The sequence below is a fragment of the Ideonella lacteola genome (assembly GCF_038066555.1).
Classification (GTDB): Bacteria; Pseudomonadota; Gammaproteobacteria; order Burkholderiales; family Burkholderiaceae_C; genus Ideonella; species Ideonella lacteola.
In genome coordinates this window covers 369,846-395,457 of sequence record NZ_JBBUTG010000004.1, presented here as the reverse complement: position 1 = coordinate 395,457, position 25,612 = coordinate 369,846, and the positions used below count along the sequence as shown (strand labels likewise).

The 25,612-nt window shown below is 65.2% G+C and carries 26 protein-coding genes; 8 read left to right on the top strand and 18 right to left on the bottom strand.

The window, feature by feature from the left end; genetic code table 11:
• Positions 1–43: 43 nt before the first annotated feature.
• Complete coding sequence (locus AACH06_RS09755; protein WP_341425544.1) at positions 44–853, top strand: CsgG/HfaB family protein; 810 nt, start codon at positions 44–46, stop codon at positions 851–853.
• 160 nt (positions 854–1,013) lie between these two features.
• Here the strand turns inward: AACH06_RS09755 and AACH06_RS09750 are convergent, their stop codons facing one another.
• A complete protein-coding gene (locus AACH06_RS09750; RefSeq protein ID WP_341425459.1) occupies positions 1,014–1,925 on the bottom strand; it encodes a hypothetical protein in 912 nt (303 codons plus the stop codon).
• Positions 1,926–2,174: 249 nt separating this feature from the next.
• On the opposite strand from AACH06_RS09750, the gene AACH06_RS09745 reads away from it, so the two are divergent.
• The gene (locus AACH06_RS09745) at positions 2,175–3,803 is read left to right on the top strand and encodes a peptide chain release factor 3 (protein ID WP_341425458.1); all 1,629 of its coding nucleotides are present in this window, start codon (positions 2,175–2,177) and stop codon (positions 3,801–3,803) included.
• Between the two features lie 31 nt (positions 3,804–3,834).
• Here AACH06_RS09745 and AACH06_RS09740 read toward each other — a convergent pair whose 3' ends face one another.
• From AACH06_RS09740 to AACH06_RS09675, 14 genes are all read right to left on the bottom strand, one after another.
• The gene (locus AACH06_RS09740) at positions 3,835–5,970 is read right to left on the bottom strand and encodes a spermidine synthase (RefSeq protein WP_341425457.1); all 2,136 of its coding nucleotides are present in this window, start codon (positions 5,968–5,970) and stop codon (positions 3,835–3,837) included.
• 63 nt (positions 5,971–6,033) lie between these two features.
• Complete coding sequence (locus AACH06_RS09735; protein WP_341425456.1) at positions 6,034–6,378, bottom strand: DUF192 domain-containing protein; 345 nt, start codon at positions 6,376–6,378, stop codon at positions 6,034–6,036.
• A gap of 11 nt (positions 6,379–6,389) precedes the next feature.
• Positions 6,390–7,253 (bottom strand): type II secretion system F family protein, encoded by an 864-nt coding sequence (locus AACH06_RS09730; protein ID WP_341425455.1) that lies wholly within the window; start codon positions 7,251–7,253, stop codon positions 6,390–6,392.
• A complete protein-coding gene (locus tag AACH06_RS09725; protein WP_341425454.1) occupies positions 7,250–8,092 on the bottom strand; it encodes a type II secretion system F family protein in 843 nt (280 codons plus the stop codon). Before AACH06_RS09725 ends, AACH06_RS09730 begins: the two co-directional genes overlap by 4 nt.
• A gap of 19 nt (positions 8,093–8,111) precedes the next feature.
• Positions 8,112–9,905: a TadA family conjugal transfer-associated ATPase gene (locus AACH06_RS09720; protein ID WP_341425453.1), complete on the bottom strand. Its 1,794-nt coding sequence runs from the start codon at positions 9,903–9,905 to the stop codon at positions 8,112–8,114.
• A 3-nt stretch (positions 9,906–9,908) separates the two neighbouring features.
• Positions 9,909–11,258 carry a type II and III secretion system protein family protein gene (locus AACH06_RS09715; RefSeq protein WP_341425452.1) on the bottom strand — a complete coding sequence of 450 codons (1,350 nt, stop codon included), beginning with the start codon at positions 11,256–11,258 and terminating at the stop codon, positions 9,909–9,911.
• A 191-nt stretch (positions 11,259–11,449) separates the two neighbouring features.
• Positions 11,450–12,328 (bottom strand): Flp pilus assembly protein CpaB, encoded by an 879-nt coding sequence (cpaB, locus tag AACH06_RS09710; RefSeq protein ID WP_341425451.1) that lies wholly within the window; start codon positions 12,326–12,328, stop codon positions 11,450–11,452.
• Positions 12,329–12,334: 6 nt separating this feature from the next.
• On the bottom strand, positions 12,335–12,484 hold the full coding sequence (locus AACH06_RS09705) for a hypothetical protein (RefSeq protein WP_341425450.1): 150 nt from the start codon (positions 12,482–12,484) through the stop codon (positions 12,335–12,337).
• A 29-nt stretch (positions 12,485–12,513) separates the two neighbouring features.
• The gene (locus AACH06_RS09700) at positions 12,514–13,233 is read right to left on the bottom strand and encodes a hypothetical protein (RefSeq protein ID WP_341425449.1); all 720 of its coding nucleotides are present in this window, start codon (positions 13,231–13,233) and stop codon (positions 12,514–12,516) included.
• Positions 13,230–13,994: a TadE/TadG family type IV pilus assembly protein gene (locus AACH06_RS09695; RefSeq protein ID WP_341425448.1), complete on the bottom strand. Its 765-nt coding sequence runs from the start codon at positions 13,992–13,994 to the stop codon at positions 13,230–13,232. The genes AACH06_RS09700 and AACH06_RS09695 overlap by 4 nt, the downstream gene beginning before the upstream one ends.
• The gene (locus tag AACH06_RS09690; protein WP_341425447.1) at positions 13,991–14,881 is read right to left on the bottom strand and encodes a hypothetical protein; all 891 of its coding nucleotides are present in this window, start codon (positions 14,879–14,881) and stop codon (positions 13,991–13,993) included. Before AACH06_RS09690 ends, AACH06_RS09695 begins: the two co-directional genes overlap by 4 nt.
• The gene (locus AACH06_RS09685) at positions 14,878–16,329 is read right to left on the bottom strand and encodes a pilus assembly protein TadG-related protein (protein ID WP_341425446.1); all 1,452 of its coding nucleotides are present in this window, start codon (positions 16,327–16,329) and stop codon (positions 14,878–14,880) included. The genes AACH06_RS09690 and AACH06_RS09685 overlap by 4 nt, the downstream gene beginning before the upstream one ends.
• Before the next feature lie 46 nt (positions 16,330–16,375).
• The gene (locus tag AACH06_RS09680; protein WP_341425445.1) at positions 16,376–17,257 is read right to left on the bottom strand and encodes an OmpA family protein; all 882 of its coding nucleotides are present in this window, start codon (positions 17,255–17,257) and stop codon (positions 16,376–16,378) included.
• Between the two features lie 106 nt (positions 17,258–17,363).
• The gene (locus AACH06_RS09675) at positions 17,364–17,639 is read right to left on the bottom strand and encodes a pilus assembly protein (protein WP_341425444.1); all 276 of its coding nucleotides are present in this window, start codon (positions 17,637–17,639) and stop codon (positions 17,364–17,366) included.
• Positions 17,640–17,665: 26 nt separating this feature from the next.
• Between AACH06_RS09675 and lnt the strand changes: the two genes are divergently transcribed.
• Genes lnt through AACH06_RS09650 form a run of 5 tightly spaced genes read left to right on the top strand, consistent with a single transcriptional unit; the run spans position 17,666 to position 22,175 of the window.
• Positions 17,666–19,522: an apolipoprotein N-acyltransferase gene (gene lnt, locus AACH06_RS09670; protein ID WP_341425443.1), complete on the top strand. Its 1,857-nt coding sequence runs from the start codon at positions 17,666–17,668 to the stop codon at positions 19,520–19,522.
• A complete protein-coding gene (locus tag AACH06_RS09665) occupies positions 19,522–20,289 on the top strand; it encodes a TadE/TadG family type IV pilus assembly protein (RefSeq protein WP_341425442.1) in 768 nt (255 codons plus the stop codon). The genes lnt and AACH06_RS09665 overlap by 1 nt, the downstream gene beginning before the upstream one ends.
• 35 nt (positions 20,290–20,324) lie before the next feature.
• A complete protein-coding gene (locus AACH06_RS09660; protein WP_341425441.1) occupies positions 20,325–20,696 on the top strand; it encodes a hypothetical protein in 372 nt (123 codons plus the stop codon).
• Between the two features lie 14 nt (positions 20,697–20,710).
• Positions 20,711–21,130 (top strand): hypothetical protein, encoded by a 420-nt coding sequence (locus tag AACH06_RS09655; protein WP_341425440.1) that lies wholly within the window; start codon positions 20,711–20,713, stop codon positions 21,128–21,130.
• Positions 21,051–22,175: a hypothetical protein gene (locus tag AACH06_RS09650; RefSeq protein ID WP_341425439.1), complete on the top strand. Its 1,125-nt coding sequence runs from the start codon at positions 21,051–21,053 to the stop codon at positions 22,173–22,175. Before AACH06_RS09655 ends, AACH06_RS09650 begins: the two co-directional genes overlap by 80 nt.
• A 19-nt stretch (positions 22,176–22,194) precedes the next feature.
• Here AACH06_RS09650 and AACH06_RS09645 read toward each other — a convergent pair whose 3' ends face one another.
• Positions 22,195–22,995, bottom strand: a complete 801-nt coding sequence (locus AACH06_RS09645; RefSeq protein WP_341425438.1) for a hypothetical protein — start codon at positions 22,993–22,995, stop codon at positions 22,195–22,197.
• A 118-nt stretch (positions 22,996–23,113) separates the two neighbouring features.
• Here AACH06_RS09645 and ubiA point away from each other — a divergent pair, with 118 nt between their 5' ends.
• Entirely contained in the window at positions 23,114–24,034 is a 921-nt protein-coding gene (gene ubiA / locus AACH06_RS09640) for a 4-hydroxybenzoate octaprenyltransferase (protein WP_341425437.1), read from the top strand.
• 38 nt (positions 24,035–24,072) lie between these two features.
• Here ubiA and AACH06_RS09635 read toward each other — a convergent pair whose 3' ends face one another.
• Both AACH06_RS09635 and proC read right to left on the bottom strand, forming a co-directional pair.
• Positions 24,073–24,534: a DUF3617 domain-containing protein gene (locus tag AACH06_RS09635; protein ID WP_341425436.1), complete on the bottom strand. Its 462-nt coding sequence runs from the start codon at positions 24,532–24,534 to the stop codon at positions 24,073–24,075.
• Positions 24,535–24,653: 119 nt separating this feature from the next.
• Positions 24,654–25,493 (bottom strand): pyrroline-5-carboxylate reductase, encoded by an 840-nt coding sequence (gene proC / locus AACH06_RS09630; RefSeq protein WP_341425435.1) that lies wholly within the window; start codon positions 25,491–25,493, stop codon positions 24,654–24,656.
• Between the last annotated feature and the right edge of the window lie 119 nt (positions 25,494–25,612).

Below are 25,612 nucleotides of genomic sequence, written 5' to 3'. Positions count from 1 at the left end.
CGGCACCTTCAGCAGGAGGGATATGAACACATCCAACATCACCATGCATCCACGGCGCGGCGCGCTGTTCGTCACGCTGCTGGGCGCCGCGCTGGCCTTGGGCGGCTGCGGCAAGAGCAAGACCGACCTGGGCGAAGGCGGCGCCATCATCACCGGCTCGGCCGGCCCAGCCGGCGCGCACAACGCGGCGCGCGAGCTGGAGCGTTGCGACGCCCCGGTGGCCACGGTGGCGCTCGTCGAGAACCCCGACGGCTACATGTATTCGAGCAGCTACCACCTGCCCCCCACGCCGCTGCCCTTGGTGCGGCTGCTGGCGCAGCAAAGCGGCTGCTTCCGGGTGGTGGACCGCGCAGCGGGCCTGCGCAACACCATCCGCGAGCAAGAGCTGAAAGAAGCCGGCGTGCTGCGCAAGCAGGGCAGCACCGTCGAGAAGGGCAAGGGCTATGAAGCCCAGTACACGCTGACACCCAGCCTCACCTTCTCGGAGAAAGACGCCGGCCGCGAGATCGGCGGAATCATGGGCATGATCCCGGTGCTGAACAAATTCGTCGGCGTGGCCGAGCAGGTCAAGCTGAAGGACGCCCAGGTGGCGTTGCTGCTGACCGACAACGAGACCACCGAACAGATCGCGGCCTCGACCGGCTCGGTGCGCGTCACCGACCTGGGCATGGGCGGCATGGTGCTCGGCAAGCTCGGGGGCGCCGCCGGCGCCGGCTGGAGCAACAGCAACGAAGGCAAGGTCATCGCCGCCGCCTTCCTGGACGCCCACAACCAGCTGGTGGCTCAGCTGCGCGCGCTGCAGGCCAAAGACCTGCCGCCGCCGGTGCCTACCAAGGGCAACGGCAAGGGCTGAGAGCGGCTCCCAAGACCTCGACGGGCCCGCCCGTCGGCCCCCCAGAGAGGGGATGAGGATAGCGGGCGGTCTGGGGCTCTTCATGGGGCCCAGGCGCTCATCGCTCGACCGGGCGCCACGGCCCGCCTGGTCAGCGGCGCGGCATCGTGCGCCCGTTCCCCTATCGCTGGCTGCCGGAGAAGAATCCGCCCGGACGACAGGTGTAGAGCACGCCTTCGGGCATGTCGGGCAGGTGGAACGCGAAGGTCGCAAAGGGTGCGTTGGAAGAGGCGAGGCCCATCCGCTCCATGTGCACCGCGCTGCCATCGGCCCAGCTGTAGCCGCCATTGAGCGAGCCATCGGCGAACCGGCTCCCCAGGCTGTGCTCGACGATGCGTCGCCCGCTGTCGCCAAACGGCAGCAATTTCCCGTCGATCCAGATGCCTTGCGCACCCACCTTCAGGGTCGCTGTTCGGTCGGCAGGCCTGGGCTTCACGCGTCCGCCCATGGCGCGGCATTGGCCGGTCACCGTCGCACCCCGGGTATCGAAGACCGGTAGCAACAACTCGTTCATGTCGTAGCCCGTTGCCGCGATACGCGCCGTGCTCATGTTCACGTCAGGACACTCCACCCCGGTGTTCGCATTGCCCGTGCCACCCCCATTTCCGGTCTCCAGAAACACGCTGTCGACCGTCTTATCCGGCTCGATGCGGAACAGCTCGTCACCTACCCGCAACTCGTAGAAGAACAGCGCGTTCGTCATCTTCGGCGGGTAAGGCGGATAGCGGCGGCCCAGCACCATCGAGCCACGCGAATCGAACATGTCCATTCGAACGAGGTCGCGCGGAGCGAGGATCTTCCCCGTGGCACTGATCCGCAAAGCGCCGGGCCATGACAAATCGCCCTGCGGGTTGCCCAACTCGCCGCAATGCGCCGCAGGGAATTCGCCAGCGAGCACCGAGGCGAAGGCACGCTTGAGATCGTCGATCGAAGAAATCGGCCCCGCCGCAGGCGCCGCCGCTGCAGGCTGATGCATCAACAGAGCCGCCACTGCGACCATCAGCGCAGCCGGCGCAGTCCAAGGTCTCGGCACAGGTCCTCCCGGATGGTGTCGCGTCGTATCAGCCTGCGATTGTCTCTGCCCCGCGGCCGTGGACGCCCCCCCGGGCGACTGCCTTTCGCGGAGTGTGGGATGAGTTGGTTTGGGGCGTCGGCGGGCGTTCGATGCTGCGTTCGCGCCAGCGCCGATAATCCCGCCTCTGCACGCTCATACCGAACCCGCGGCCATGCCGCTGCCCGCGGCATCCGCCAGAACCGGCGCGCGGCGTTCGCTCACCAGACCATGGCTTCCGACCTCACGCCCCACGTGCGCCGCCGGCGCACCTTCGCCATCATTTCCCACCCTGACGCGGGCAAGACCACGCTGACGGAAAAGCTGCTGCTGTTCTCGGGCGCGATCCAGATCGCCGGGTCGGTGAAGGCGCGCAAGGCCAGCCGGCATGCGACCTCGGACTGGATGGAGATCGAAAAACAGCGCGGCATCTCGGTGGCGTCGTCGGTGATGCAGATGGAGTACCGCGACTGCACCATCAACCTGCTCGACACGCCGGGCCACCAGGACTTCTCGGAAGACACCTACCGCGTGCTGACCGCCGTGGATGCGGCGCTGATGGTGATCGACGCGGCCAACGGCGTCGAGCCGCAGACGCGGCGGCTGCTGCAGGTCTGCCGCGCGCGCAACACGCCCATCCTGACGTTCGTCAACAAGATGGACCGCGAGGTGCAGGAGCCACTGGCGCTGATGGACGAGATTGAGCGCGAGCTGGGCATGACCGTCGTGCCCTTCACCTGGCCGGTGGGCATGGGCAAGTTCTTCGGCGGCGTGCTGGACCTGCGCAAGGACCAGATGCGCGTGTTCACACCGGGCGAGGACCGCATCGCCGGTACCGAGGAAATCGTCGACGGCATCACCAACCCCGCGCTCAACGAACGCTTCGGTGCGGCCTACGAGCAGGCGGCCGGGGAGATCGAACTGGTGCGCGATGCGGCCCCCGCCTTCGACGAGGCCGAGTTCCTTGCCGGCAGGCAGACGCCGATGTTCTTCGGCTCGGCCGTCAACAATTTCGGTGTGCAAGAAGTGCTGGATGCGCTGGTGAACCTGGCGCCCTCGCCCAGCACCCGTACCGCGATCCAGCGCACGGTCGAGCCGGACGAGGCGAAGTTCAGTGGCGTGGTCTTCAAGATCCAGGCCAACATGGACCCGGCCCACCGCGACCGCATCGCCTTCGTTCGGGTGGCTTCGGGCAAGTTCGAGCGCGGCATGCGCATGAAGGTGGTGCGCTCAGGCAAGGAGCTGCGACCCAACACCGTGGTGACCTTCATGAGCCAGAAGCGTGAGCTGCTGGACGAGGCCTATGCGGGCGACATCATCGGGATCCCCAACCACGGCGTGCTGCAACTGGGCGACACGTTGACGGAGGGCGAAGCGCTGCAGTTCACCGGCCTGCCCTTCTTTGCGCCCGAGCTGTTCCGCTCGGTCGAAGTGGCCGACCCGTTGAAGACCAAGCAACTGCGCGCCGGCCTGACCCAGCTTGGCGAAGAAGGTGCCATCCAGGTCTTCCGCCCCATCCTCGGCACCGTGCTGCTACTGGGCGCCGTGGGCCAACTCCAGTTCGAAGTCGTGGCCCACCGGCTGGAACACGAATACGGCGTCAAGGCCCGCGTGACCCCGGCCCGCTACAACGTCGCCCGTTGGGTGACCTGCGACCCCGCCGATGGCGGCGACCAGGAGCTCAAGCGCTTCATCGACGGCAACAGCCACCGCATCGCCTACGACGCGGTCAACGCGCCGACGCTGCTGCTCGAGTACGCTGCGGAGCTACGCGCCATCGAAGGCAACTGGCCGAAGATCAGGTTCCATGCCCTGCGTGAGCATGCGGGGCTGGTGTTTCAGCAGAGGTTGGAGGGGTGATTCCAGCGCGCCTAGCCGCCGGCGCTCGCCCTCAGCGCACGACCTCGTAGAGGTTGTTGCGGTCGTCGGTCCACAAGGTGGCGCCGGCACGTGGCTTGATCGGGCTGCCGTGCTCCAGCGTGGCCGGATGGTCGAGGAAGGCCTGGTTGTCGGTCACGAGGACCCAGGCTGATGAATACTCCTCGGGATCTTCATCACGGCTGCGGATGCGCACGGCTTTCAGCCCCGCGTCTTCAGCCAGCAGGCCGACGACGGGCGCCAGGTCGAGGAACAGGTTGGAGACATGGAAGGCGATGATGCCGCCTGGCGCCAGGTGCTTCTTGTAGACAGCCAGTGCCTCGCGGGTCAGCAGGTGGACCGGGATCGAATCGCCAGAGAAGGCATCCACCACCAGGACATCGAACCCGTTCGCACGACCACCGGCCAGCTCCTCGGCCATCATCAGGCGCGCGTCGCCGATCACCACCTGACGCCTGGCCGGCGACTCGCTCAAGTACTTGAAGTCGCGCTCGGCAATCTGGTGGCTGTGCGGGTTGATCTCGTAGAAGCGGAAGTCGTCGCCGGCCTGTCCCCACGCCGCCATCGTGCCCGCGCCCAACCCGATCACACCGACCCGGCGGCCACCGGGCTTGGTGGACGCCGTGAAGGTCATGGCATCGGCCACGCCGCTGTGGCGACCGTAGTAGGTCGTCGGCGTGCGCGAGACGGCGGGCGCCAGCATCTGGTTGCCGTGCACGATGCCGCCGTTGTAGAGCACGCGCTGGCTGCCGCCATTGCCATCACCGAATTCGACGACGCGCGAAGCTGCGTAGAAGTTGCGCTGCATCGACACGTTGCCCAGCGAGTGCTGGTTGTAGAAAACCCAGCCCATGAGCCCGGTCAGCGCGCAACTCGCCAAGGCCAGCGCCGCCACCGGCCACGCCGCCATGTTTGCGGTGAGGTATCGCCGCAGGATCCACAGCATCACCACCGAGGTGGCCAGCAGGGCGAGCGGCAGTTCGTAGTAGTTGTCGAACAGCGTAGGCGCGCCTGCGCTGACCAACAGGCCGCCGATCGCGCCGCCCAGGCTTAGGCAGAGATAGAAGCGCGTCAGGTAGCGCGGTGCCGGCTTGCGCTCGCTGAGCTCGCCGTGAAAGAACATGCAACAGACGAAGCAGCCGACCGCATACAGCGGCACGGCCATGCGAACGCGGACTTCATTGGCCGGCACGTTGATGCCCCACGCCATGCCGGCGAGGAGCAGGATGAGGGGTGCCGTGACCAGCGAGCGGCGATACCAGCTGCGGCCCTCGAAGCACAGCACGAAGGTCAGCAGGTACAGCGACAACGGCAGCAGCCACAGCAGCGGGATCGGGGCGATGTGCTGAGTCAGGTGGTGGGTGATGGCCAGCAACATCGCCGAGCCCATGGCCGACAGGCCCAGCCACACCGCGTAGTCGGACCGTGCTGGCGCATGCCCCGGCTCACCAGCTGCGGGCGCCTCGTAGGGGGCCATGGGCGCCAACTCGCCGGCACGCCGCGAAGCCCACGCACAGCCCGTGCACAGCACAGCGAACAGGACGAATGCCCCGCCCCAGACCTGTGCCTGCGTGACGATGCCTGCGACCGGTTCGATCAGGAAAGGATAGGCCAGCAGCGCCGCCAGCGAAGCCGCGTTGGACAGCGCGAACAGCCGATAGACCTGTCGACCCGGGAACAGGCGCGTGTACCAGGCCTGCAGCAGAGGGCTGGTCGTCGACAGGCAGAAATACGGCAAGCCCACCGTCATCAGCAACAGCAGCAGCACCTGGCCGATCGGCGATTTCTGCGCGTCGGGGCGGAAGGTCTCGGCGGGCACGATCGGCAGCGTCGCCAGGGCCAGCACCAGCAAGCCAACATGGACTGCGGCATGCACACCCGGCCGCAGCCAGCGCGTGGCCAGGTCCGTGTAGACATAGCCGGCCAGCAGCACGAGTTGGAAGAACATCAGCGCCGTGGTCCACACCGCCGAGCTGCCGCCGAACCACGGCATGATCTGCTTGGCGATGATCGGCTGGACTAGGAAAAGCAGGAAGGCCGACAGGAAGATGCATCCGACGAAGAGGATGCGCACCAGCCAGCTTCCCGCTTTCGCCGAGGCACCGGACAATGGCAGCGACATCTCGCCGGCCGAAGAGTTCGTCGTCATCGCAACACCCTGGTAGCGGAGCCTCTCAGGCGCCCCTTTGCTTCATCATCGACATGCCGCCGCTCAGTCGGCCAGCGCCACCGCCATGCCTGCGGCCAGCTTGAGCTCACGCGCCAGTCCGGCCCGCAACTCGAGCGTTGAACGGGCACCGCGGCACCCTGCGGCGCGCCAGGGCCGCAGCCGCTCGACCACCTTGGCGACCGACCCGTCCGCATTCACGAACACCACATCGATCGGATAGCGCATACCGATCGTGTGCACGGAGTTGCATGGCGCGATCCAGATTCCGCAGGGGTCGTCAAGTTTCGGCGTGGCCAGCAGGCCAACGGCCCGCGACCACCAGCGAATCGCCTGGCGTATGCGCAAGGCCGTGCGCCGGCCGTCGATGTGAAGGTGCAATGCTTCCACGACCGTTGTGCTTACATGCCCGAGTTCAGGAACTTCATCGCGATGGGGAAGCCCAGGACAATGAAGGTGCACGGGAAGATGAACATGATCAGCGGGCCGAGCATCTTCACCGGTGCCTCCATGGCCAGCTTCTCTGCGCGCTGGAATCGTTCGGTGCGGCGCTGGTCGCTCTGCGCGCGCAGGATGGGCGCCAGACTCGAGCCCATCAGTTCGCCCTGTACCAGTGCACTGACCAGGCTGGACATCGGGGGGTAGTCAAGGCGATCGGCCATGTCGCGCAGGGCGTCGACCCGCGGCTTGCCGGCGCGTACTTCGCGCAGGACCCGGTTGATCTCGACCATCAGCGGACCCGGCTTGCACTTGTCGACGGACTTCTGCAGGCCGCCGGTCAGGTTCAGGCCCGATTCGATCGACAAGGTGACGATGTCCAGGAAGAAGGGCAAGGCCTTCAGGATGGCCAGGTTGCGCTTCTTGGTGTGGTCGCTCAGCCAGATATTCGGATAGATGAACCCCAGGCCCCCACCCATGCACAAGGCCAGGAAGAAGTTGTCGTCGCTGGCCAGGGCCACTGCCATGCAGGCACCAGCCACGGCGCTGACCAGCTTGCCGCCGAAGAACTGCAGCGGAGTCAGCGCGTATTCCTGGCCTGCACGCCGCAGCTTGGCCAGATAGGCCTGCTTGCGCGGCTCGCTCAGCGCGAACGCGAAGGTGTTGGCCAGGATGTTGACCAGCGGCCAGGCGAGGCGAAAGCCCGCTGGCGGGCGGTCGCGGTAAGTGTCGTCTGCGCCGCCCAGTTCGACGACGAGGCGATAGCACGCGAAGATGGCCAGCACCAGCGACAGTCCGACCAGTACGGCGATGAAGGTCGCATTCATACGTCGATCGTCACAATTTTCTTGATGAAGTAGGCGCCCATCATGAGGAGCACGAAGATCGCCGCCATCACACCCCAGCCGTAGTAGGTGCTGAACATGGGCTGCATGGCTTCGGGGTCCATCACGTAGAGGATGCCCGCCAGGAAGATCGGCAGCAGTCCGACGATCAATCCCTGCAGCTTGCCCTGGGACGTGAGTGCCTTGATCTTGCCTTCCATGACGGCCTTGGCGCGCAGCGTCGACGACAGGCGGTCGAGGATCTCCGAGAGGTTGCCGCCGACTTCCTTGGCGATCGTCAGCGCCGAGACGAAGAGGTCGATGTCCTCGATGTTCAGCCGTGCGCCCATGCCCCGCAGCGAATCCTCCAGGGCCAGGCCCAGGCGCTGCTCTCGCAGCAGCAGCGAGAATTCCTGCGAGAGCGGTGCCGGGTTTTCCTTGACCACCAGGTCCAGTGCACCTTGCAGGCTCGCCCCGGCGCGCAGCGAGCCCGCCATCATGGTCAGCCCGTCGGGGAGCTGCAGCACCAGCTTGGCCGCGCGCCGGTTGCGCATCACGACCCACGCGACACGCGGGAAGATGGCGCCAAGGATGGCCGCCAGGATCGCCAGGATGGGCGTGCCAGTGACCAGCAGCACGATGATCGGCAGCAGCAGGAACATCGCCAGGTTGATGCGGAACAGCGCACGGGGGTCGATGAAGAGGAACATGTCTTCCAACGACACCTTGGCGTTTTCCGTGAAGCGGTCGCGCCAGCCTTCGAAGGCGACGCGCACGTTCCAGGCCAGCGCCAGCACCGCGCCGAATACCATCAGCGCGATCAGGATGATGTCGGTATTCACGGGTACTTCCTTCAGGCCATTACTCGCGGTCGGCGTCGCCGGTGTCGCCGTGCTTGCGGAAGATGTCCAGGTCCAGCGGAATGCCGATTCGCCGCAGTTCTTCGTAGAACTCCGGCACGAAGCCCCGGCCTGTGAAGTAACCCTGGGTCTTGCGCTGCTCGTTGAGGCCGGTCTGGACGAAGGCGAAGACTTCCTGCAGCTGGATCTTGCCGCTCTCCACACCGGTCACTTCGACGATGCTGGTGACCTTGCGGGTACCGCAGGCGAAGCGGGTCTGCTGCACGATGATGTCGATCGCGGACGCGACTTGCTCGCGAATCGCGGTAACGGGTAGGTCCATGCCGGCCATCAGCACCATCACCTCCAGACGCGCCAGCATGTCGCGCGGGCTGTTGGCGTGGGCGGTAGTCAATGAACCGTCGTGGCCGGTGTTCATCGCCTGCAGCATGTCGAGGGCTTCGCCGCCCCGGCACTCGCCGACGACGACGCGATCCGGACGCATCCGCAGCGAGTTTTTCACCAGGTCGCGGATCGAGATCTGACCTTTGCCTTCGATGTTCGCGGGGCGAGCTTCGAGCGTGACGATGTTCGAGTGGTGCAGCTGGAGTTCCGCCGCATCCTCGATGGTGACGATGCGCTCGCCATCGGGGATGAAGTTGGACATGATGTTCAGCAGCGTTGTCTTGCCCGAACCGGTGCCGCCGGAGATCAGCATGTTCTTACGCTGCTCGACGCAGACTCGCAGGAACTCGATCATCGCGGGGCTGGCCGAGCCGAACTTCAGCAGGTCGTCCGAATTGAGCTTGCGCTTGGAGAACTTCCGGATCGTGATCGACGGGCCCTTGAGCGCCAGCGGCGGGATCACGGCGTTGACCCGCGAGCCATCCTTGAGGCGTGCATCGACCAGCGGTGAACTTTCATCGATGCGGCGGCCGATGGGCGCCACGATGCGTTCGATGATGCCCTGGACGGCGCGGTCGCTGGTGAAGGCCACCGGCCAGCGCTGCAACTGCCCCCCGCGCTCGACGAAGACTTCGTCGGCCCGGTTGACCATGATTTCCGTGATGCTCGGATCGGCGAGCATCGGCTCCAGCGGACCCAGGCCAATGGCCTCGTCACGAACCTCGTCGAGCAGCCGCTTGCGGTCGATGTGCGCGGGCAATTCGCCGTCCATGCGCGAGAGCAGGTCCCGGATCAGGCTTTCGGTGAGCTCGCGCAATTCGTCGTCACCCATGCGGTGAGCATCGGTGCGGCGCATGTCGAACGATTCCAGCAGCTTCTCATGCAGGACGCGGCGATAGCGGAAGGTGTCGTCAGCGGCCGGCTCGACGGGCGCCGGCTCGGGTTCGACCGGCTTGGCGGGCGCTGCCGCGCGAGCACGCACCTCGGCGTCGCGCTTGGCGGCACTGATCACGGCGGCGGCCTGCGCGGCTGCCGCAGAGGGCTGCCCCGAGGACTTGCTACCGCCGGCAGCAGCCGATGCCGGCGCGGCACCAGCGGAAGCCGCTCCGGCTTCGCCGGGGCGGCGCCACGTTACCTTCAGCGCGTGCTGGCCGATGCGAATCTCGTCGTCCGCCTCGAGCGGCCGTGCGTGGTCAAGCTTCTGCTCGTTGACCAGCGTGCCGAAGGTCGACTCCAGGTCGCGCACGAAGACGCGATCGTTCGACACGAACACTTCAGCGTGCCGCCGGCTGACGCGCCAGCCCGCCAGCGTCACTTCGCAGTTTTGGTCCTTGCCGATCACTGCACGATTGGTCGCCAGCTTGAGCTGCCGAGTCCCCGTGACCTGATCGTTGAGATGAATCGTGAGCATGGCTTATTGCGGCGTTGAATTCGTCGACGGTGCGAGGCTCGGCAGCTTCGGGTCGACGTCGCGCTTGAGGCGCTCGGTCGTCTGGTCGCGGATGTCCTTCGCCAGCGCTTGACTTCGATCGACACCCGTCTTGTTCATGGCGCTTTCGGGCGTCACGACGCGGGGCGTCACCAGGATGATCAGCTCGGTCTGTTCCGTCCGCGTCTCATGCGAGCCGAACAGGTAGGAGAAGATCGGGAGGCGACCCAGGCCCGGAATGGCGGAGTGGGACTTGTCGATCTTGTCGCGGAACAGTCCGGCAATGACCAGGGGCTCACCCTCTTTGATGGCGACCTGGGTCTCAGCGCGGTTGGTCGTAAACGCAATGAAGCCCTGGTTGGAGTTGCGCGGATCGGGTTCGCTGACTTCCACCAGGATGGCCGAATCGACGTTGCCGCCGCCGTCAGCCACCGGCTTGAATTCGATGACCACGCCGTACTGCTTGTAGACGACGCTGACCGCGCCGTTACCCTGGGCCACGGGGATCGGGATCTCGCCGCCGGCGACGAACTTCGACTCCCCCCCGCTGCGGCAGCTCAACCGAGGTTCGGCCAGCGTCCATGCATCGCCGTTCTCCTCGAGGAAGTTCAACGCGGAAGTGATCTGCGTGGCAATGCCGAAGTAGCTGGCCGTGCGGTGCAGCGTGCTCACCGCCGGGAAGCCCAGGGTGTTTTCCGGGCGCCAGGGCGTGTTGGCGTAACCCAGCATGTTGGTCGCAAAGGTCGGCCCGTTGGCGCTCTCCGCCCACTTGATGCCCAGCTGGTTGAGCGCGCGCTTCTTGACCTCGATCACGCGCAGGTCGAGCTGCACCATGCGCTCGAGCTGGAGCGGATCGGCATCGGCAGGTTTGGTTGGAATGAGATTCAGGATCTGCTGGAAATTGTCCGACAGCATCTTGACCTTCGCCGCGGCCTCCGCATCCGGGTAGCGGCCTTCCAGCACGATGCGCTCACCGACGGTTCGCACCGTGATGCCGGGGATGTCCTTGAGCATCGCGGTGATGTCGCTCTGCAGCTTTTCATAGCGGACCGGACGCACTTCCACAGCGTAAGTGATCTGTCGGCCATTCTTCAGCCAGACGTGCAGCGTGGTTTCACCAGGCGCCTCGGCCATCAGGACGAGCTGGCCGTCGTCGACGACGGTCGCCTTGATCAAGCCACCGTTTCCGATAGCGACGCGCGAGATCGCGGGCAGACCGATGGTGGAGATCTCACCGACCGTCAGAATCCGCTGAGGGCCAGTCTCGATCACGCCCGGCGTAGGCTTCGGCTTGCCGACGGACACCCGGTTCTCCAGCGAACTGGTCTCGATCACGGTGCTCCGATTGACCGGGGTCTTCGGTGCAGCGGCCGCAGCGGCTGGCGCCGAAGCCGGTGCCGCCGGCGCGACGATTTGTTGAGCATGCGCAGACAGCGCAAAAACGGCAATGCAAGCGGCGACTGGCCGCTGTCCCTGCAAGAACAAGATGAACTCCCTCGAATATGGCGCCGTCGCGACGCGCGGCCTTATTGAGACAAGCGAGCAGAGCCGCCGCCCTGCTGAGAACTGAGGGCCTTGAGCGCCGGCACGAGCTGCACGTCGGCACGCCCGCCCGAGCTGCCGCCGACGATGTACTCGACGACAGGCATGGCCTTGGCCGTTCCGGCCACGAGCATCTCCGCCGACAAGGTGCGCGTGCTGTTGACCGCGTCGTCGTCGGGATTGCGCAAGACTGCCGTCAGCGTACCCGCCGACTTGGCCACGATGATGCGGTTCGCGTCGACTGGGGTCACTTCCAGCGTGACGGTGGTGAACGAGCGCTCGCGGCCGCTGCCGTCATCGCGCTTGGTCAAGGTCTGGTCCGTCGCCATGATCGGCACGTTCGACAGCAGCGGCATCGTGACCTCGGGGCCGTCACCCACGGCTTTCGAGGTGTAGATCAGGTCGATGCGATCGCCCGGGCGCAACATGCCGGAAATCGAATTCACCATGTCGACTTCGAAAGTCAGCGCGCGCAGGCCCTTTTTGACGCCGTTGGAGAACAGGTTGACGCCAGCGCCTTCGGTCTGGATTGTCAGGATCGCTTCGCCGCGCTTGATCGGCACGGCCAGGCGTTGGCCTTCCACCGCATCGAACTGGTCCGGCCTGACCCCACCTTCATGGGCGAACTGCTTGGGAATGCTGCGCACCGCGACCATGTCGGCCGTCAGCGGCTGCCCTTGCGCCAGATCCTGCTTCGCAACGACAACGTCAACCGTCTCGTTCTTCATCGCAGCCGCTTCTTCGATGTCGGCGAGCTTGCGCTTGATGAGCGAGTTGCTCATGTAAACAGCACCGATGCCCAGCCCGATTGCGACAAGCAACAGAAGCCAGTTGGTGTTGATTTTGGGTATCGAGATGGCCATGGCACTTCAGGGCAGAGAGATGTAATGCGTGAGATTTCGGAAAAAGGCTTTGATCATGTCGGCCATGAATGCCGCGCCGGTTTGGCCGTGAAAGATGTCTGCTGGCGTGAACAGCGCGGCGACGAGCACCAGCGCGATCGCGGCGTACTCGACCATGCCCTGGCCTCGTTGTCGGCAGCGTGATTTCATCGATTGACCCCGGTGCTCGTGGCGGTCACGTAGTTGGTCGTGATGTAGGTACGACGGTCGTCATCGGAGTAGGTGACGGTCACATCGACGCTCTGGGATGCCTTGTCGAAGATTCCGACCCAGCCGCGCTGGCCGGCCTTGGCCGGGTTGTTCTGCTCGTGGGCGAGCACATAGCCGCGGCGCAGCCATTCCTCGCGGACGCGGCGCACGTTCAGGTCATAGCCATCGTCGCTGACCATCGAGATGACGTGGCTGCGTTTCGGACCGTCGAACGATTCGGTGACCTGCAGCACGCGCATGTTGCTCCACGTGGGCCATTCCTTCGGCAGGTAGTCCGACTTCATGTCCGCCAGGTCCGCCACGCTCAACATGCCCTCGCTGCCTTGGGGCGAACGACCGCGCACTTGCACGAGTAGTTGATAGCGGTCCTGCAGCGTGGCGATCGTCTGCCAGCCCGCCGCCGACACCTCGCGGGGCTCTGGGACCCCCGCCTTTGTCCAGCGCTTGCGATAGAAGCCCAGCACTTCGTCGACCGACAACTCGGACTCGAAATGCTGGATGCGCGTCGGCAAGCCGTTGACGCGGATGTCCTTGGACACCCACTCGACCTTCGACCGCGGCGGGTCCTGCGGGTCCGGCCATGTCGCGCCGGCGAACGCAGCCGGCACGCCGGCCAGCGCGCACGCCCAAGCAACGATGGCGGACCGAGGAATCACAGGCAGCCGCCGGCGTTCTGGGTACCGTCGAGGCGACGCGTCGGCACGACATCGGGCTTGATGCAGCCCAGCTCAGGCCCATACGGCTCGAACAGGAAGAACACCCAGTCGAGCGCCGTGTTGAGGCCCGACGGGATCTTCGACAACGGGACGATCGTGGCCGCAGCGTCACGCGTGGAGCGAGAGCCGCCGCTGTTCAGGCTGTTGCCCACGGCCGCGGTTGCAGCAGCAATCTTTAGCGGCGACGGCGAATTGCTGCTGAGGTCCAGCTTGTTCGCCATGGTGACTTCCACTTGCGCCACGCGCCCAGGCTCGTAGCGCTTGCCGGCACTGCGGACCACCAGGTCCATCGCTTGGCCGCCGGGGCCGGCGCTCAGTGCGGCGGTGCCCCAGGTCAGCCTAACGTCGTTGGGCGAGTTGAGCAGGTTTCCGCCCGCCAGGTCGCGCCAGGCCGGCGACGTGGCCGATCCAGTTTGACCTGAGGCCGTGTCCGAACTCTGGATCTTGCCGCCGTTGCGACCGCCATGCAGGAAGAAGCGGGCGCGCATCTGGTCCTCGATCTGGTTGTCGGTCTGTGCGCCAGGCGCCAGGGCCGTCTGGAAAGCGGCATAGCGGCTGGCCTGGACGGCCGCCTGCTGCACATCGCTGTAGCGGCCGGCATAGGCCACTGCAAGGAACAGCGGCAAGAGCACGGCCATGGCGACGAGGAACTCGGCCATCGACTGGCCGCGTTGATCAGACCGCAGGTTCTTTCGATTCATCGTTGGCTCCCGATCGGGGTCTTGACGGGTTGACGCAAGAAGGCTTCTGCCGAAGAGCGGCTGAAACGGTCGACGGAGATGGGCTGTCCGTCGGACAGCGTGACGAGGTTCGCATTGCCGTAGCCGGCGAGCTGGCCGAACATCGCGGGGATGTATTCGCCAGTCAGCGAGCGGTCATTGCTGCGCGACTTCAGCACCACGGGCCGGCCCAGGCCCTTGACGTAGACGAACGGCCGCTTGGTGTAGAGGCAAATGTCGAAGGCGGCGTCCGCACCTGTCTTGGCGCCCGCCGCGCGGGCTACGAGGTCCGCGTTCCAGACGCACTGGGCACCTTGACCGGCATCGTCGGCGCGCAGGCCCTTGAGGCTGACCTCGTGACGCGGTTGGTCGCATTCGGGGTTCGAGGCCTTCTCTTCGTGGATCTCGGGCTTCGGGACCGGTGCGCCGTTCTCGTCCATCAAATCCCCCAGCCTGGCGCCGACGGCTGTCAGCGACGACTGGCAGGTGGTCTCGATCGTCACCGAGCGCTCGTGGAAGACCACGATCTTGCAGTCCGGGGTGGAGTAGTCGGCGCCGACGGCGCGGCGCACCTCGTACTTCGCCCACTTGTTTCCATCGAAGAGCTCTTCCTCTTCCAGGACCAGCAGTGCGGCGAGCGCGGCGTCGGGCATCGCGGGGGCGGGCTTGGGCGCCTGGCCCTTGCTGGCGAGGCAGCCTTCATAGCTGACCTGGGCGAAGTTGCGCAGGCCGGGCAGATCGGGCCGCCCTTGACGAACTACGCGCAGTGGCGGCTCGACAGAGGCCGCCGCCATGCTGCAGCCGACCACGGCTGCGCCGAGCGAGCCCGCGAAGGCCGCTCGCAACGCAGGATGGATCCGGACGCTCAACGCTGCCCCCCGGGGGTGAACTTCACCAGCGCCGCGTTCTGTACCGGCCCCACCAACGCCATCAGAGTGGTCTTTTCTCCGAGGGTCAGATCGGTGACGCGAGCTTGCCAGTAGGGGCTGTACAGCGAGCCGTACTCCTTGGCGCTGTCTGGACGCAACAGCGGCGAGGCCGTGGCGTCGTTGCCGACGCCGCGCCGCGGCCGCTCGAAGAACACCACGCCCTTCGACAAAGCGCTCATCTTGTTGCCGGCGAGAGTCTCGTTCATCTCCGACGAGCCGGTGGCTGTAGCGTCGTAGGTCGTGCCCATGCCGAGGTTCTGGCTCGTCATGGTGTTCGCCTGGGGACGCTCCACCGCAACGAGAAAGTCGAGATGCAGGTTGGCGCGGTTGCCGGCGCTCTGGTCACGCACATCGAACAGCGACGGCACGCCCGTCCAGCTCCTGTGAGAGTGGCTGCGGCCGACTTGGTAGGCGAGAGAGTCAACCGGATGGTTACCCCAACGATCGCCGGCCGAGCCATTGCGGTCGGCGTTGGCGCGGCCCCATCCAACCGGCAACGCGTGTTTCCAGTCCCAATCTGCCTTCTTCCAATTCCACGTCGCGATTTCGAGCGTGTCCTGCGCTTCCCAGCGATCGAAGCCGCCGTTCGGACCGGTCAGGCGCGTTCCGCCACGCTTGTCTTCATTGGCGACGAAGGGAATCGTGATGTTGAACAGGAAGTTGCCCGGGCGATCGACCGAGAAGGGATCGCGCGAATCCAGCAGGACCTGCTTGGCATCCCCGCGCTGGTTGCCGGTGTACTGCCTGGAGAACGTCTTGAACTCCTGCGCGTTGGCGAGGAAGGTGTAGGCACGCACCTGGGGGCTGTTGTTCATCTGCACGCCCGCGTCGCCGTGGACACCGAAGGCCGCCTTGTTGGCCGCCACCACCTTGTTCGCCGCGTCTTCTGCCAGCGGCCCGCCTGCAAAGGCCAGCGCGCTGTGGGCGCCCACGAAGCCCTTCTTGATGCCTTCCATGACGGGGATCAGGAAGTTGATGAACTGGCTCACCCCGTTACGCGCCTGGCCGGCCGCGGTGGCCGCCTGCTTCACCACGCGGGCGATGGCCGGGCCAACGTAGGGAATGAAGTTGGTGATGATGCTGATGTTGTCGCCGGTGTGCTGGGCGTAGTCGAGCCACGACTCCAGGCTCAGCGATTGCGCCAGGAACACCTCGTTCGCCATGATCGAACGGTTGTTGTAGGCGATCAGGTTCAGCACACGGGCTTCAGCCGTTGCACCCGCCAGCGCCGCGGCATCGGCCGCGTTCACCGTCTTCTGCTTGGCCACCGTCAACTGACCGACGGTGTACACACCCAGCATGACCGCCGCGCTGGCCGCCATCGTCCCCAACAACCAGACGATGGCCTGCCCCGACTGCCGCCGAGCGAGAGACTTGGACTTCTTCATGCAGCACCCTTTCCTGCTGATTTGTCTGAACGGCACCGAAAACGAATCACTTCACGCTGACGAGGTCGACCCGACGGTTCTTCGCCCGGCCTGATTCGGAGGCGTTGTCGTCGATCGGCTTGTCCTGCCCATAGCCCGCCGCCTTCAGTCGGCCGGCATCGATGCCGAGGGCCACGACGGCGGTCATGACCGCCTTCGCACGCGCCTCGGAAAGTTGCTTGTTGGCGGCCGGCGCGCCGACGTTGTCGGTATGCCCCTGAATGGACAGCTTCATCGCCGCATCGGCCTTCATCATGGCGGCGATCTCCTTGACCGCCGCCTGGCCGTCGGACTTCAGGTCCGACTTGCCGGTATCGAAATTGATGTGCAGCGTCGCCACGCCCGTCTTCTTGATCTGGCTGGCCATCTGCCCGGCCGTCACGGCCTCTTCCAGGGCTTCAGGCTCGATGATGGTGAGCCTGTAGTTGCTGGCGTTCTTGATGTCGAGCACGGCCACCGGCGGCTTGGCGGCCGCGGACAGGGTGAAGACATGCGACCCCGTCACGAGCGACATCGGGTCGTGGGCGTCGACGCCGCCATTGAGCGGACGACCGCCCAGCTTCTTCACCGCCGCCACGTAGCTGCGGTAGATCTTGATTTCGCCGGGTGACGATCCTTCGAGCACACCATAGTCCGTTCGCGTCACGCGACCTTCGAACGACGCCGGCGCCCCCTTGACCAGCTCACCGGCCACATCGGGCTTGACCACCGCGAATTGGGTGACCGACTGGTCGAGCAATTCCGTTCCCGCCACGCGCGAAAGCAACGGATGGTCCTTGCCGCCTTCGGCCCACGCCGGTGCGGCCACCGCGAGCAACGCGCCCATGGCAGCAGTCAGAAACAGGCGCACGAACCCCGGATACGGGTTCGAGGGGGGCGGCGTGCTCATCTATTACTCGGACGATCCAGAAAACACAAGGGCGGCCGCCGAAGCGGCCGCCCGCGACTCACCGTGAACGGACGCGCCCCTGAGGGCGCCACCTGTTCACCGTATTTCAGTGTTCGCCGACGTTGTCAGCAAACTTCGACAGGCCGCGCTGAGTGGCGGCGTCGTTCTTGGCGGCCTTACCGGCTTGGGTGGCTTGCTTCGAAGCGGCGTTGGCTTCGTTCTGCTGCCCGGCCAGACCGGCGGCCATCGCGCCGGTTTGATTGCGGATGGTGCGGCCGAAGTAGTTGTAGACACCGATCGCGGCAATCGCGATGAGCGCCACGATGATGATGTATTCGGTCATGCCTTGGCCGCGGCTACGAATCTTCGTGCTGAAAGTCATTTCTGTTCCTCGGTTAGTTACGAAACATGGGGCCACGCAGGCGCCTTCCTGCGAAAGATGAGAGACGTGGCGCGATCCGGACGATACGAGTCCCAAGTGTTTCCGTGCACCCCCAAGTTCAACTGAAATTGTTGTTGGATGTAATCGTTTCAACAAAGCATCGCCCCCCCCTTGTTCCAGGGCTTGAGCCGCACGAATGGCCAAGGGACACTCGCCGCGCTTTCTCCTGGGTCGAGAGCAACAAGCCGCGACCACGGGTGCCTCGAAGAATGCTGGCTCGCGCTCCCCATCCCCCACCGCCTCGATGCCGCCCGTCCTGGGTGGGGCTCGCTGCATGGGCGGGTGGCGCCGTGGTGGGTCTGTGCTGTAGCGAGTCGCGCGCCTGGCCTGCATGTCTTTTGGCACTGTTGTTGATTAATGTTTTGATAATTAGCAGCGCCCATGTCAGTGTTAAACGCGCGGTAGGCACCGTGGCCCTGGCCACACTGGGCTGGCATCTGGCCGCGTCATGGTGGGTGGTGCTGGCTGTCCACGAGAACGACGAGTGGACGTTGATGTGGCAAGGCCTGGTGCTGGCGGTGATGGTGCTGGCGCAGGTGCTTTGGTTTTCACTGACTTGGTGGCTGCTGCATGCAGCCTGGCAGCGCAGTGCTTCACCCACGCCGGCAAAAGCGGCGTTCGTCTGGTGCGTGGCTTTCGCCACGGCCGACGTCCTGCGGCAGCTCGGCTGGAGCGGCAATCCCTACGGCAGCCTGGGCATCGCGTTGATCGATGTGCCTGGCGTAGATACGATCGTTCCACTCATTGGAGCCCAAGGGGTCGCCTGGGTCGCCATGGCGCTGACTTGCGTGATCGCGCTCTTGTTGCTTCGTGACTCGAAGGCTTCCTCGTTGTGGCCCCAGGTCGCTGCCTTGTGCGCCACGCTCCTGGGCGCGGCGGGACTGGCGCAGGCCACGCCGTACGTCATGAGCAGCTCCGCGGCAGCAGACCAGAGTGCGTTGGACATTGTGGTCATGCAGCCTCGCATCCTGGGCCGCGGCCCGTGGAGTGCGCAGTTGCGCGACAGTGCACTGACCTCCTTGTTCGAAGTGATCCAGCAGTCCCCGGCGGGCACCCTCGTGATCACGCCGGAGAGCTATATGCAGGAGCATCCACCTTCGCAAGCGGTCGGCCTATGGGGTGAGCTCTTGAGCAGAGTGCGTGAAGCACAAGTTCAAGTCCTGGTGGGGATGCCCTACCTCTGGCGCGAATCGGATACGCCTCTGCGCTTGAACGCAGCCGTCCACGTGACACCCGACCGCTTGGGGATCTACGCAAAGGAGCGCCTTGTCCCGGGTGCCGAGTACATGCCGCTGCAGAAGTGGCTCGGACCGATCTATCGGCGCGCGCTCGACAAGGAGGGGGAAAGCGAGCAGCCAGCGCCTGCCGAACTGACCGCCCCCTTGTATGTGCAAGGCGTCGACGTGGGCGCATCGATCTGCTACGAGCTCGGGTTCGCGCTGACGATGGCCGATCGCGCGCGACGTGCGGCCCTGCTGGTGAACATGTCGCTTGACGGGTGGATACCGAGCGCCATCTTCCGACACCAGATGCTGACTGTTGCGAGGGCCCGCGCCTTGGAATCCGGCCGTTGGCTGCTGCGAGTTACCGACACGGGCGGCTCAGTGCTCGTCGACCATCTGGGCCATGTGGTGCCGCCCACGCGTACGCAAGGCGACGTGGCGACTTTCGATCAGGTGCGTCCCCGTGAAGGGCACACCCTCTACAACACCGTTTGCGAGTGGATGGCGATGGCGCCGTTGCTCGTGGCGGGTGCCATGCTGGTTCACGCGCTCGTTCGCGGGGCCCTTCGCTTTCGAATGATCAGGAGATCTCCGACGTGATGAATCGCAAGAACTTCCGGCGGCAGCGGGGCGTTTCGATGGTCGAATTCGTGATCGTCTTTCCGGTCGCGGCCCTGTTCGTGTTGACGCTGATCCAGGTGGGCTTCATCTACATGGCGAAGTCGACGCTCAACAACGCGACGTTCATGGCGGCGCGGGCGGGGGCGTTGAACAACGCAAACATGACGGTGATCACTGACGCGCTGAAGCGCGGATTGATCCCGTTCTATCAGGACAGCTCGATCACGAACGACGTTCAGCGGATGACTCTTGCATACATGAATCCGAACCCGCTCAGAAACAGCGTGTTGACCGATGCCTTTGGTCCCAAGCCATGGAGAACCCAGGTCACGCTGCTGAGTCCGTCATCAGACACCTTCGCCGACTATGGCGTGCGCGACAACGTGAAACGGGTGACCTACATCCCGAACGACAACCTGCAATATCGCCGGCAAGACATTACTGGCGCTGGCACGTCCATCGCAGGCTCGCGCTCCAAGGTCAACATTCGCGACGCCAATCTGCTGAAGCTGAAGGTGGTCTACGGATACGAGCTGAAGGTACCGCTTGTTGGCTACGTCTTGCGGAGCGTCATGTGTGGCTCTGGCGGTACCGGGGCCGCAGCCTGGGGCGACACGAACATCATCGAGTCGATCGAGCACGGGTCGATCTCCTATTGCAAATACATGCCCACGAACGATTCGGTCCATATACCCATCGAAAGCTACGCCATCGTCGAAATGCAATCTCGGGCCGAACGGCCCTAACCCTGAATCTGGTTGACCAAGAAATGTCTATGCCCATGTCCAAGAAGATTTCCCTGGCGGCCGTCCTGATGGCCAGTTTGCTGGCCGGCTGCGGCGGCGGCGGCAACGAATCCGGCCCCGACGAAGAGATCCAGCTGTCCTCGTCCTCGATTGAAGTCGAGGGCCCGCCGGGCTCCTGCGCCGTCGGCTACTACGGCAAGGTCCACATCTTCGGAGGCCAACCGCCTTACACGGTCAACAACTCCGTTCCCGCCGGCGTGCTGCTCAGCACCGATCGCGTGGCCGACAGTGGCGGCAGCTTCGACGTGACCTTCCTGGGTCAATGCCTCAAGGGTGCCCCGGTGACCGTTGAAGACGACATGGGCCGCCTCGCGACGGTCGAGTTGACGAATTCAATGGGCCAGTGATCGAGCCGAGTCCCATGCAGCTCGCAACCTGTTCCCGCTGGCTCGGCGCGTCCGCCGGCATTGTCATCGCGCTGGTCGCCGCACCGGTCGGCGCAGTCGAGACGCTGACCGGTGGGGCCGCCAGCGTCTGCCGTGAAGGCAAGGTCGAGATGATCATCGGCGGCGCACGGGCGGCGAGCACTTGCACTGGCTCGACACGCGCTGCCGCTCCGGTCGCCAGTCGCACGGCCGTGAGCCCGATGCGCATCAGTGACACCGAGCAGCGCCAGCGCGACCAGGATCGCCGGGCGATCCTCGAAAGCGAATTGCAGCGCGAACGGCAAACGCTGGCCGAGCAAACGCGCCAAGGCAGCGGTGTCGACGAAGCCGCCGTCAACCGTACCCGCAGCAACCTCGCGGCGCTACAGCGCGAACTCGGTCGCGATGACCTTTGACGCCCGCCTGGGCGACGACACTGGCGCGCTGCCTTCACAGCAGACAGCGACGGCGCCCGGCTCCTGGCTGCGCAGCAGCCATTTGCTGTGGCTCTACCTGCCCACGCTGCCGCTGACGTTTTGGCTGCTCTGGTGCCTGCATCTGCCCAGCGGAGAACCAGGTTCGCTGATGGGCGCGGCGCCGCCAACGCTGATCCTCGGGCTGGTATTCGGCGTGCCTCACGTGCTGGCGAGCTTTTTCGCGTTCGCGGACCCGCGCCTGGCGAGCGCCTGCAGCCGTCCGCTTTGGCGCGGCCTGGCCGGTGCCGTCGCCGTGATCGTGCTGGCAACGCTGCTGCTGGACGACACGGAGCGGCTCGGCCTCATGATCGTGCTGACGCTGCTCCATGTGATGGGGCAGCAGACCGGCCTGGCGGTTGGCCAGGCACGGTTGGCCCGCCTGGCGGAAGGCGAGCGCGGACTCCGTATGGCGGTGATGACCTGGAAGGCGCTGCTGTCCTTGCTCGCCTGCGCGGCCGCGTTGGCCGTAGGCGGCGAGGAATTGGTGGGGCCCCTGGTGCCGGCCAACCCCGCCCTGCTCGTCGCGGGCACAGCCTTGTGCCTGAGCACGCCGCTCGCGGGCTGGCTCGGCTGGAATGCGCAACAACGGGCTGGCGACGCGCGCGCGCTGCTGGCCATCCAGATCACCGCGGCAGTGGCCTACGGGCTGGTGATCGCCGACCAGCCCTGGTTCGGCGTCATCCTGCTGCGCTGGGTGCACGATGCGACCGCCTTCGTGCTCTACGGCGCGCTGGCGGTGGCGGAGAACAGGCGGCAGCCCACGGGCAACAAGCTTTGGGCGCCACTGCACCACCTGGGTCTGGGCGCCCGCTCGCGCGCTGCGGTGATCTCGGTGGTTATCTGGCCGCTGGCGATTGCAGCCACGGCGCTGCTGGCACAGCTGCCGGGCTGGATCGGGCTGGCCTTCATCCTCACGCACTATTTTGCCGAGCCCGCCCTTTGGCGACGCGACTCGGCGTTGCGCGCCAGCGTGCCGCTGCGCTGAGCGCAGCGGCAGCGCCCGCTCAGGGCTTGTCGACGCGCGTCGAGAAGCCGACCTGCTGCCGATCGACCACGTTCACCGCGTGCACGGCGATCAGATACGACGTACCGGCGACCAAGGGCTTGGCGTCCGGGAATGCCGACGGGTAGGCCACTTGCGTCCCAGCCGTTTCGGCTTCGCCCATCATGCATTCGACGCTGGTCACGGATTCGTTCAGACAATCCTGGTCGAACACCCTGACCAGGTAGAACACCGTGCTGCCCAGGCTGCGCCAGGACCAGGTCGGCTTGACGCCACCTGTCGAGTTGACGACGAAGTCGCTGGGGGTGTTGGTGGTGCCGGAGCCGAACAGCTTCCAGGTGCCGAGTGCTGCAATGTCGTGGTGGCAGTCGCCCGCCTGCACGTGAACCTTGCCACCCGAGTTCTGGTAGGTGCCTCTGAATTCATCGTGGGCGGCGTCGTAGGTGCCGGTGTAGTTGCCACCCACCGCCACGTTGTCGACCGTCCCTGTCCAGTTTCCTTCCAGGCCCGCGGCACTACGGGTCCCCTTGACCGTACCAACGTCGGCGCCACCCATGCAGCCCACATAGGAGAAGGGCATCTGCCCTTCGAATGCACCCGTGTCCGGTGGCAACCTGAGAATCATCGTGCCGGGTGTGGGGTCTTCCGGGTTGTTGACCGGATCTTCCAAGTAGTAGCCAACGTACAACTTGTCGCCTTCTTGCCGGTCCGAGTCATCGGACCCGCTGCCTCCGCCGCACGCGCTCAGCATGCAGGTCGCGGCCAGCGCGCCGCCGAGTGTGTAGCTCAGTGTCTTATTCATGTTCGCCCTTGATTGACCAAAAGCATGCCAACGCGGCCGACGGCGATCTCGAGGACACGCCATTGGCAAGCGTTGGTCGCAAGGCGTAACTGAGGTCTGTGGCGCGACAATTCGTCGCATGGCCCATGTTCGATCGACAAACCCGCCAATCGCCTCGCGCGCGGCGCTCTATCTGGACCTGATTCGTTGGAACCGTCCTGCCGGATGGTTGCTGTTGCTGTGGCCTTCCTTGGCCGCGCTGTGGATCGCAGCAGATGGCTTTCCTGGCTGGCATCTGCTGACGGTGTTCACCTTGGGCACGATCCTGATGCGCAGCGCGGGTTGCTGCATCAACGATGTGGCCGATCGAGAGTTCGACAAGCACGTCAAACGCACGGCCTCCCGGCCCGTGACGAGCGGCGCGCTGTCGGCACAAGAAGCGCTGGCGGTCGGGGCTGTGTTGGCCCTCATGGCCTTTGGCCTGGTCTTGACGACGAACCCGCCGACGATTTTGCTGTCGTTCCTGGCGTTGGCAGTGGCCATTGCCTATCCGTACGCGAAGCGGCTCGTCTCGATGCCGCAAGCCGTGCTGGGTGTGGCCTTCAGCTTCGGCATACCCATGGCGTTCGCCGCGGTACAAGGGGGCCAGCAGTGGTCCTTCTCTGCCGTAGGCGCCGCCGTGCCGTGGCATGCGTGGTGTCTGCTGGCGATCAATCTCTTCTGGGTATTGGCCTACGACACCGAGTACGCGATGGTTGATCGAGACGACGACCTGAAGATTGGCATCCAGACATCGGCCATCACGCTGGGCCAATGGGACGTGGCGGCGGTGATGGCCTTCTACGCGATCTATCTGGTGAGCTGGGGTTGGGTCACGACGCGATTGGGCGTACCCACGCTCGCCTGGGTCGGCATCGGGCTCGGGGCGGCGCAAGCCGCATGGCACTTCTGGCTGATCAAGGGCCGGACGCGCGAAGGCTGTTTCAAGGCATTCCGGCTGAACCACTGGGTCGGCTTCGCGGTGTTCGCCGGCACCGCGATCGCTCTAGAACGGCTCTGAGAAACCAACCCCTCTTCGTCTGCCTCCGTCCGTTTCCGTCAGCCCGCTTTGCACGCGCCGACGTTGCGGCCTTCGTGCTTCATGTAGACCTTCGGAATGACGACGCCGCTGCCATTGCGATCGGCCAGGTTGGTGCCGACCATGTTCATCTCATAGCGATCAGCGCTGTACGTCGCCTGCACATCGACTGTGCCGGTTCCGCCGGGCTGCGGGCACTCGAAGCGACCGCTTGCTTTGCCAGCACCGGCTTGCAGATTCTGCGCACGGCAACCGGACTGAGTCGCTTGATCGACCATCTTTTGCAGTAACTGCTCGATGCTTTGACCGGCATCCTGCGGCGTCAGGCATCCTTGGCTGGGCGGCAATTGGCTCCACTGCTTACCGTCAGCGGACATGGACGTCTGCCGGGTCCACTGCCCCGGCTTGGGATTCTCAGCATGGGCCCCGGCGGCCACGAACAGGGCCGCGGCGGCCGCTGCGAAATGCTTTGATGTGTTCATGCTCTCTATCCTTCGTGTTTCAGTTCTTCGAACAGTCTCTCAACGCGACGGCCAACGCCGGGTGGACGAAGAACACCGGCCCGCGGTATCGAGACGTAACGCCACCACGCTGCCGCATCTCATCCGCCGAACTCGTCGCCGAGCTCTTTCGCGCGGCGCGCAGCGGCATGCAGTGCGGCCACGAACGAGCCCATGACACCGCGCTCCTCGAGCGTCGTGATGGCGGCGTGCGTGGTTCCGCCTTTCGAAGTGACGTTTTGCCTCAGCACCTGGGGCGATTCGGTGCTCTGCGCCGCCAGAGCGGCAGCGCCGGAAAAGGTTCCCACGGCCAGCCGCCGCGCTTGATCAGACGAAAGGCCTAACTCCGAACCCGCACGCATCATGGCTTCGACGAAGTAGAAGACATAGGCCGGGCCAGAGCCAGACAAGGCCGTGACCGCATCGAGCTGCTCTTCTCGCTCCACCCACAGCAGGTCGCCCGTGGGATGCAGCAGGCGCTCCACCAACGCCCGCTCATCCGATGTGACCGCATCGCTGCCGAACAAGCCGGTCATGCCTCGACCGATCAACGCCGGCGTATTGGGCATGCTTCGCACGACGCGATCGCTGCCGGTGGCCGCCGAAATCGCCCCACTGCGGATGCCCGCCATCACCGACAACTGCAGCGCGCCGCCCACGTGAGCGGCGCAGGGGCGGGCCGCCTCCTGAAACAATTGCGGTTTCACGGCCCAGACGACCAGCGAAGCGCCGGCCAGGACAGGCCCCGCGGCGGACTCCACTTGCACGCCGTACTGCTGTCGCAGCTTCTGCGCTTGGATGTCAAAAGGCTCGATGACGGCGATGGCGGCGGGCGCGTGGCCAGACTGAATCAGTCCGCCCATCAATGCCGACGCCATGTTGCCGCCACCGATGAAAGCGATGCGCGCAGATGCGCCCGAATCCGAGTTGTGCAGGGTCATGGCGCGGCAGTTTAGGCGCACGGATGCGGACGCGCCATGAGGCGATGCGGATGGGGTTATGCAAACAATGCATCGCGCTCGGAGACAAATTCGGCGCTGCTTTCACCAGAATGCGCACC